The organism is Parafrankia sp. Ea1.12 (assembly GCF_900465275.1).
GTDB classification, from domain to species: domain Bacteria; phylum Actinomycetota; class Actinomycetes; order Frankiales; family Frankiaceae; genus Parafrankia; species Parafrankia soli.
This window is the reverse complement of the sequence record NZ_UBIZ01000549.1, coordinates 1-8122: the sequence shown is the minus strand read 5'-3', so window position 1 is coordinate 8122 and position 8122 is coordinate 1. Positions and strand designations below refer to the sequence as shown.

The 8122-nt window shown below is 74.1% G+C and carries 6 protein-coding genes; 2 read left to right on the top strand and 4 right to left on the bottom strand.

The window, feature by feature from the left end:
• On the bottom strand, window positions 1–311 hold a 311-nt coding region (locus tag FMEAI12_RS31110; RefSeq protein WP_304598639.1), incomplete at its 3' end, for a sigma factor.
• A 28-nt stretch (window positions 312–339) separates the two neighbouring features.
• On the bottom strand, window positions 340–2970 hold the full coding sequence (gene valS / locus FMEAI12_RS31105) for a valine--tRNA ligase (RefSeq protein WP_112108825.1): 2631 nt from the start codon (window positions 2968–2970) through the stop codon (window positions 340–342).
• Window positions 2971–3066: 96 nt separating this feature from the next.
• Here valS and FMEAI12_RS31100 point away from each other — a divergent pair, with 96 nt between their 5' ends.
• Complete coding sequence (locus tag FMEAI12_RS31100) at window positions 3067–3981, top strand: inositol monophosphatase family protein (protein ID WP_112108824.1); 915 nt, start codon at window positions 3067–3069, stop codon at window positions 3979–3981.
• 86 nt (window positions 3982–4067) lie between these two features.
• Here the strand turns inward: FMEAI12_RS31100 and wecB are convergent, their stop codons facing one another.
• On the bottom strand, window positions 4068–6128 hold the full coding sequence (gene wecB, locus FMEAI12_RS31095; protein ID WP_235014871.1) for a non-hydrolyzing UDP-N-acetylglucosamine 2-epimerase: 2061 nt from the start codon (window positions 6126–6128) through the stop codon (window positions 4068–4070).
• Between the two features lie 95 nt (window positions 6129–6223).
• Window positions 6224–6748: an NAD-dependent epimerase/dehydratase family protein gene (locus FMEAI12_RS31090; RefSeq protein WP_235014870.1), complete on the bottom strand. Its 525-nt coding sequence runs from the start codon at window positions 6746–6748 to the stop codon at window positions 6224–6226.
• Between the two features lie 377 nt (window positions 6749–7125).
• On the opposite strand from FMEAI12_RS31090, the gene FMEAI12_RS31085 reads away from it, so the two are divergent.
• Window positions 7126–8031, top strand: coding sequence for a class I SAM-dependent methyltransferase (locus FMEAI12_RS31085; protein WP_112108823.1), 906 nt, complete (start codon window positions 7126–7128; stop codon window positions 8029–8031).
• Window positions 8032–8122: the final 91 nt, after the last annotated feature.

Sequence of the window (8122 nt, the reverse complement as noted above, 5' to 3'; positions counted from 1 at the left end):
CGGGCCCCCGGACCGGACGGGTCGACCAGCGGCTCGGGCAGCCACGGCCCGACGTAGGTCTCCCGCCGGACCCGGGCCGAGCGGAGATGGTCGAGGCAGAGCCGGCCGACGACCACGGTCAACCATCCGCGCAGGTCCTCGATGGCGGCCGGGTCGGTCCGGGCGAGGCGCAGCCAGGCGTCCTGGACGATGTCCTCGGTGTCGGTGACCGAGCCGAGGATGCGGTAGGCCACGGCGCGCAGGTACCCGCGCTCCGCCTCGAACGCCTCGGCCAGCGCACCGGGGCCGCCCACGTCGGGCCTGTCGGTCACACCGCACCCCCGTCGCGGACGGTGACGATCAGCCGGCCGGCGGGACGAGCACCACGTCGACAGCCAGCTCGCCGCCGGTGCCGACCAGGCTCAGCTCCCAGATCCCGCCGGCGCTGCGCAGGTCCACGGCAGCCTGCCCGACCAGCGCGACGACGTCGGCGTCACCGCTGACCCGGGCGGTGGCGACCTCGGCCTTCATCGACACCTTCGCCTCGGACTTGGCCCGGCGCACCGCGGAGAGCGCGGCGCCGACCGCGTCCAGCAGCTCGGGCTGGCCGTCCCCGGCGGCCTCGCGGACCTCGGCGGCCTCCGGCCAGCGGGCCCGGTGCACCGAGCCCGCCCGCCACCAGGACCAGACCTCCTCGGTGACGAACGGCAGGAACGGCGCGAACAGGGTGAGCAGCGTCGACAGCGCGATCGACAGCGTCGCCCGGGCGGAGGCGGCGCCGGCCTCCCCGTGCCCGCCGTACGCCCGGCCCTTGACCAGCTCGACGTAGTCGTCGCAGAACCGCCAGAAGAAGGTCTCGGTGACCTCGAGCGCCCGGGTGTAGTCGTAGCCCTCGAACGCGCCGGTGGCCGTGTCGACGACCCGGGCGAGCTCGGCGAGCAGTGCTCTGTCCAGCGGTTCGGTGATCGCGGCCGGGCCGGGTGCGGCGTCGGCCGCGAGGGCCGCGCCGCTCTCGAAGACCTCGCCCTCGCCCGCCTCGGCGAGGCCCAGCACGAACCGGCTCGCGTTGAGGATCTTGATGGCGAGCCGGCGGCCGGTCTTCATCTGGCCGACGTCGAAGGCCGTGTCGGTGCCCGGACGGCCCGAGGCCGCCCAGTAGCGGACGGCGTCCGAGCCGTGCTGCTCGAGCAGGCCCATGGGCGTGACCACGTTGCCCTTGGACTTCGACATCTTCTTGCGGTCCGGGTCGAGGATCCAACCCGAGATCGCCGCGTCCGTCCAGGGCAGCGTGCCGAACTCGTCGTGGCTGCGCAGCACGGTCGAGAACAGCCAGGTCCGGATGATCTCGTGCGCCTGGGGGCGCAGGTTCATCGGGAACACCTGCGCGAACAGCGCCGGGTCGCTCTCCCAGCCACTGGCGATCAGCGGCGTCAGCGAGGAGGTGGCCCAGGTGTCCATGACGTCGGGGTCGGCCATGAAGCCGCCGGGCACGCCCCGCTGCTCGGCCGTGTAGCCCGGGGGGACGTCACTGGACGGGTCCACGGGCAGGGTGGCCTCGGCCGCGACGATCGGGGCGTCGTGGCGGGGCTGGCCGTCCGCGTCGAGCGGGTACCAGACCGGGAAGGGCACACCGAAGAAACGCTGCCGGCTGATCAGCCAGTCGCCGTTGAGGCCGTCCACCCAGTTCTCGTAGCGCACCCGCATGTACTCGGGGTGCCAGCGCAGCTCGCTGCCACGCTGGCGCAGCTGCTCACGCAACTGCTCGTCCCGGCCGCCGTTGCGGATGTACCACTGGCGGGTGGTGACGATCTCGAGCGGCCGGTCGCCCTTCTCGTAGAACTTGACCGGGTGATTGATCGCCCGCGGCTCACCGAGCAGCGCGCCGGACTCCTGCAGGGCCGCCACGATCGCCGTCCGCGCGGCGGCGATCGTCTTCCCGCCGAGCTGGGCGTAGTGCTCCCGGCCGGCCGGCGACGAGATCACCTCGGGGGCCTCGGCGATCAGGCGGCCGTCCCGGCCGATCACCGCGCGGGCGGGCAGCCGCAGCTCACGCCACCAGATGACGTCGGTGAGGTCACCGAAGGTGCAGATCATGGCGATGCCGGAGCCCTTCTCCGGATCAGCCAGCCGGTGCGCCACCACCGGCACCTCGACGTCGAACAGCGGCGTGCGCACCGTCTGCCCGAACAGCGGCTGGTAGCGCGCGTCGTCGGGATGCGCCACGAGTGCCACGCAGGCCGGCAGCAGCTCCGGACGGGTCGTCTCGATCACCACCGGGTCGCCGCCGGGCCGCCCGAACGCGAGCGTGTGGTACGCGCCGGGGCGCTCCCTGTCCTCCAGCTCGGCCTGGGCGACCGCGGTGCGGAACGTGACGTCCCACAGAGTCGGGGCCTCGGCCAGGTATGCCTGGCCGCGGGCGAGGTTACGCAGGAAGGCCCGCTGCGCCACCGCGCGGGACCGGGTGTCGATGGTCGCGTAGGTGTGCGACCAGTCGACGGAGAGCCCGAGACGGCGCCAGAGCTCCTCGAAGCCCTTCTCGTCCTCGATCGTCAGCGTCTCGCAGAGCTCGACGAAGTTGCGCCGGGAGATCGGGAGCTGGTCCTTACCCGGCTTCTCCGGCGGGGTGAAATCCGGGTCGTAGGGCAGCGACGGGTCGCACCGCACGCCGTAGTAGTTCTGCACCCGCCGCTCGGTCGGCAGCCCGTTGTCGTCGAACCCCATGGGGTAGAAGACCTCGCGCCCGCGCATCCGCTGGAAGCGGGCGATCAGGTCTGTGTGGGTGTACGAGAACACGTGGCCTACGTGCAGCGAGCCACTCACGGTCGGTGGCGGGGTGTCGACCGAGTAGACCCGCTCCCGCGGCGCCGACCGGTCGAACTCATAGGTCCCGCGCTCGTGCCACTGCTCGGACCAGCGGGTCTCGATCCCGTCCAAGCTCGGCTTGGCGGGCACCGCGCGGGTCGGCCGTTCCGTACTGTCCGTTGCCACCACGCGCACAATCCTACGGGGCACGCGATCGTCGCCCTCGCGGCGGGAGTGCGGGCCGCGGGCCCCTCGCCGCTCCCGCCGCCGGCCAGCCTTGGCAGGATGAGCACCGTGGACGCGCCCCCCAGCACCCTCCGCCCGGCCCCGGCCGCCCTGCTCGACCTCGGCCTGGACGTCGCCCGCGAGGCCGGGGCCCTGCTCGTCACCGGCCGCGCCGGCACGGTCGCCGCCGAGGCGACGAAATCCTCGCCGACCGACGTCGTCACCGCGCTGGACCGGGCGTCGGAGGCCCTCGTCGCCCGCCGCCTGCGCGAAGCCCGCCCGGACGACGGCCTGCTCGGCGAGGAGGGCTCCGACACAGCGGGCACCAGCGGCGTCCGCTGGATCGTCGACCCCCTCGACGGGACGGTCAACTTCCTCTACCGCCTGCCCAACTGGGCGGTGTCGATCGCGGCCGAGCTGGACGGCGAGATCGTGGCGGGCGTGGTGCACGCGCCCGCGATGGGAGTCACATACACCGCTGTCCGCGGCGGCGGCGCCTTCCGCTGGGAGACACCGGTGGGCACGGATCGCGGGGGCGACCTGGGCGCTGGCACCGGCGCGGGCGCGTCGCTCGGGCCGACGGCCGGGGAGCCGACGAAGCTGACCGGTTCGGCGGTGACCGAGCTGGGCGGCGCACTCGTCGCCACCGGCTTCGGATACACCGAGCGCCGCCGGACGACCCAGGCCGCGGTGCTGACCCGGGTCGTGCCCAGGGTCCGCGACATCCGCCGGATGGGCGCGGCCTCCCTCGACCTCTGCGCCGCCGCGGCGGGCATCGTCGACGCCTACTACGAACGCGGACTACACCCCTGGGACCACGCGGCGGGCGCACTGATCGCCGCCGAGGCGGGCCTGCGGGTCGGCGGCCTGGACGGCCGGGAAGCCAGCGAGGACCTCGTCATAGCCGCTCCCCCCTCCCTGTTCGCCAACCTCACCGCCCTGCTGGCCGAACACCCCCGCGCCGACACCGACTAGCGGCCACCACCAGCCCGGCGGTCCGGCCCCGCTTCCGGGCTCCGCGATGCGGCCCCGGCCCAGCCGGGCCAGGGGCTGGGGCTGGGCTATGGGAGGGTCAGGGAGGTGCCTCCGGGCGTTGGTTCGCTGGTCCCGGCTGGTGGGCGCTCGAACCAGACGGTGCGGCGGACGTAGTCGATGTGGCTGACGATGATCCGTACGACGCGGCGGGAGACGTCGTCCACGTCGTAATCGGGGACGATCCGCGGTGCCCGGTCCCCCTGCGCCGCGTCGACGACCAGGTCGACCGCGGCGAGGACCCGGTCCGGCCGGGGCAGGCAGGAGACCGCCACTCCGTGGTCGACGCCCTCGGGGCGCTCGTGCGCCTCCCGGATCATCACCGCGGGGAACCCGAGCAGCGAGGCCTCCTCGGTCAGCGAGCCGCTGTCCGAGATCACGCACTGCGCCGCCCGCTGCAACGCGATGTAGTCCGCGAACCCGAAGGGCCGGCAGAAACGGACGAGGCCGTCGGTCGCCGGGGCGCGGCCGGACGCCTCAAGGGCGTCGAGACGATCCCGGGTACGCGGGTGAGTGGAGACGATGATCGGCACCCGGTAGCGGGCGGCCAGCGCGTTGAGTGTCTCCAGCAGGCCGATGAGCAGCTCCGGCGCGTCGACGTTCTCCTCCCGGTGCGCGCTGACCACCAGGAAGTGGCCCGCGGTGACACCGAGGTTCGTGAGCACCGGTGAGGCGTCGACGAGCGGCGCGTAGTGGTCGAGGACCTCCTTCATCGGCGAGCCCGTGACGAAGATCCGCTGCGCCGGCAGACCCTCGGCCAGCAGGTGGCGCCGCGCGTGCTCGGTGAGCGGGAGGTTGATGTCGCTGAGGTGGTCGACCAGCCGGCGGTTGATCTCCTCCGGGACCCGGTCGTCGAAACAGCGGTTCCCGGCCTCCAGGTGGAACACCGGGATGTGCCGCCGCCGGGCCGCGATGACCGCGAGCGTGGTGTTCGTGTCCCCGTAGAGCAGCAGCGCGTCCGGGGACTCGTCGACGAACACCGCGTCGGAGCGGGCGATCACCCGGCCGATGGTCTCCGCGGCGCTCGCGCCGACGGCGTCGAGGAAGTGGTCCGGTTTGCGGATACCGAGCTCGTCGAAGAACACCTGGTTCAGCTCGTAGTCATAGTGCTGGCCCGAGTGGACCAGGCAGACGTCCACGGCCCGCTCGAGCGCCGCGATGATTCGGCTCAGCTTCACGATCTCCGGACGGGTGCCGACCAGGACCATGACCCGGGCCCGGTGCTCGGCCGGCCCGGGTCGGCCGCGCGGCACCGGCGCGGGGACTCCCATGATCTCCGTGCGCGGCACCCGGTCGGGCATGGTCATCCGGCCGGCCGCGCCCTGGCGGTCCGGGGGGAGGCGCCGGTTCGGGACTGTGGGAACGGTCGGCCCGGTAGGCGCGATCGGCGTGGACGGCGCGGTCGGCACAGAGGGACCTGTTCGTGCGGTCGTTCCCGCCGTCCCGGTCATTGCGGTCATTCCTCCTCGTTCCGCCGGCCCCCGCCCGACGGTGCTCTCTCCCGCGGCACCCTGGTCCGCGACGCTCTGTTCCTCGGCGCCCTGACCACCGACGCCCTGGGCCCCGACGCCCGGCCCGCCGGCGCCCTGGCCGGGAATGCTCTGGCCCCTGGCGCCCTGACCGGGCACGGTCTGACCGCCGGCACCGCCGCCGTCCAGCCCGGTCGTGTTGGGAGAGGTCGCGGTGTGGCCGGTCTGTGGCCTGGGCCTGGCCGCCGGTATCCGATGGGACACCCCCATGTCGGGCTCCCCGGCGACACCAGGATCACGCCGGACGTCCGCATCACGCCGGGCATCCGGGTCACGCCGGACGTCGGAATCACGCCGGACGTCCCCGCCGCGTCGGTCCCCCGCGCCGCGCTGGGCGTCCGCGCCGCGCTGGGCGTCCGCGCCACGCTGGGCGTCCGCGCCACGCTGGGCGTCCGCGCCACGCTGGGCGTCCGCGCCACGCTGGGACTCCGGACCGCGCTGGCGGTGGGATCCCCCGCCGGAGAACCAGCTCCGGAAGAAGCCCGTCCGCGTGAGCTCGGCGTCGTCCCCGTGTTGCCGGGCGCCGGTGTGGTCGTCTCTGTCGCCTCTCGTTCTCGACACGCCGCTGTCCCTTCTACCGGAGCGGATCGACCGGCTCGGCCGACCAGGGCTGATGCGGCGGCCGGTTACCGGAGCCGTGTTCGTCGAGGTTCCTGTCAGGCATCGGCGTGCACTCCGTTCGGGGAGGTGAGGGCGGCGCGGGGGCTTCCGATCGCGCCGGGACGAGGCGCCGGGCGGCGCCGGGGGGAGCCGGGGGGAGCCTTCGATGTCACGCCGTTCGATCGCGGTCGCCAGCTCGTCGACCATCGCCGGCCACCCGGGCGACCGGAGCCGGTTACCGACCGCAGCCGGCGCGCGGACAGCGCCCGGTTGCGCACCTCGCCGAGCAGCTTGGTCATCCCGTGGACGTCCACCGGGTCGGGCACGCCCTCCTCACGTCCCTCCGCGCGCCGCCCGACCAGGCCGACGGAGTTCACGACGGCGTCCGGCCGCACCGCGGCGAACGCGTCGACCATGGTGTCGCGGCGGCGGACGTCCACGCCGGTGAGCACCCGGTCGGCGGGTGGCGGGCAGGACGGTGCGGTGGCCCTGACGGCGACGGTGACGTCATGGTCGCGGACGAGCCGGCGGACCAGCTCACCGCCGAGCAAGCCGTCGCCACCGAGGACCAGTACACGCATCTAGCGCTCCTTCGAGACCGGGGTCCGGTCGGGGTGGGCCGTCCGCTCGTGGTGCCCGGCCTCGTGGTGCCCGGGTGTCCGGCGCCTGGCCGCTGACACCGAAGCAAGTATGACTCTCTGTATTGAAATGATCGCTACCTGAAGCGATGACGCGCCGGGCGGCGACGACGTGGACGGAGACCGCACCACAGCGGGAACACCCGGGGACGCGCCGAGCAGAGATGCCGGACATCAGCCCGGATCGATCTACTCTCTGTGCCTAAGCGACGACTAAAAGGCGCGCCCAGGCCTCGGACGGGTCACCGACGGCTGGTCGGAGGCGCGGACGCCGGGACGGATCGCCCACGGGCAACGGACGAATGGGGCACGAGACGGGGATGACGCACCGGACGGCACGGCTCCCGGCGCCACCAGGCCGGGCACGGCGCCTGCGGTACCACCGCAACAGCCGGGGCGAGCTGTGGGTGAACGTCACCTCGTCCCACCTGGTCCTGCCGGACTACGTCAACCTCGACCCCGCGTTCTCCCCCGGCCTCGTCGCCGCCTACCCCGCGCTGCGGCGGACGTCCGACCTCACCCGGCTGCTGCGGGCGTCCCGCACGCTGCGCCTGCTGCGCAGGGGGTGCGCGGCCGGCTGGCGATCGGCGCGCCGGCCGCGGCTGGCCGCGGTCGTCGCCCGGCTCGCCCCCCGCCCCCGTCCCAGCCCACGTCCGCGTCCACGCCCGCGCGACCTACCGGCGGGGCCGCGGGGCGGACGGGGCTGGACGATCCGCGAACAGTGGGAGGCCCGGGAGGTGGCCGTCGTCGCGCGGCACGACCCGCGGGCCGCGCTGCCACTGGACGACGACTCGGTCGATCACCTCCTCTGCGCGCACGTCCTGCAGGAGCTGCCGCCGCCGGCGATGCGGCGGGCGCTGGAGGAGTACGCCCGCGTCCTGCGCCCGGGCGGGACGCTGCACGTCGTGCTACCTGACCTGCGGTACGCGGTCGACCGGTACGTCCGCGGCGAGATCGACGCCGACGAGCTGGTGGCGTGGCAGCGCCTGCGCTCGCCCGGGGAGGAGCGGGGCGCGGGGCACCTCGGCCTGCCCCGGCGCGGGAACGCGCGGCACCCGACCAGTCCGGTGAACCGGTGGCACTACGACGCGCACACGGCCGAGCGCCGGCTCGTCGGCGCCGGCTTCAAGATCGCCTCCGGGACGTCTGCCTCTGGGACGTCCCCGAGCTCGCCGGTGTACCGGGAGGACCCCGGCTCGTTGCACCTGGTGGCCGTCCGCGCCTAATGGCCGGCCTCGGCTGACCGGCCGCGGCTGACCGGCCGCGCCCGACCTGCCGTTGTCTGAGCGGCCGTTGTCTGACCGGCCGCGCCCGACC

Excerpts from the sequence above, each read along its gene's own strand:
- FMEAI12_RS31100 (WP_112108824.1), top strand. The coding sequence starts at position 3,067 with ATGAGCACCGTGGACGCGCCCCCCAGCACCCTCCGCCCGGCCCCGGCC.
- FMEAI12_RS31090 (WP_235014870.1), bottom strand. The coding sequence starts at position 6,748 with ATGCGTGTACTGGTCCTCGGTGGCGACGGCTTGCTCGGCGGTGAGCTG.
- FMEAI12_RS31085 (WP_112108823.1), top strand. The coding sequence starts at position 7,126 with ATGACGCACCGGACGGCACGGCTCCCGGCGCCACCAGGCCGGGCACGG.